This window comes from Enterobacter sp. SECR19-1250 (genome assembly GCF_013391025.1).
Lineage (GTDB): Bacteria > Pseudomonadota > Gammaproteobacteria > Enterobacterales > Enterobacteriaceae > Enterobacter > Enterobacter cloacae.
Genome location: NZ_JACASJ010000354.1, coordinates 1 through 260 on the forward strand (window position 1 = coordinate 1; position 260 = coordinate 260).

1 pseudogene is annotated in these 260 nt (G+C 46.5%); it reads right to left on the reverse strand.

The window, feature by feature from the left end:
• A pseudogene (locus tag HX884_RS27110) lies at positions 1 to 260 on the reverse strand (hypothetical protein); the annotation flags it as partial.

A 260-nucleotide genomic window follows, 5' to 3' on the forward strand; every position in this document is an offset into this window, starting at 1 on the left:
CTCGGTAGACTCTATGAGGTAGTTTATTCCTAAATTAGCTGCGGAATGTCGGTTTAAAGTGCCTTTACGTTTTATCCCCTGACGACAAGTGGGTGGGTTACCATACTCAACACCGGGGTAAAGCAACTGGGCGGGTGCCTGTTCGACGTCCGGCAAATAAATCCCGGTAATAACAGGACGTTCGCCTTTATCAACACGAACGCTCAAATCCAGTTCATAACGCGGTATACGCTTTGGAAGTTCAGCAAGCTGATATAAAT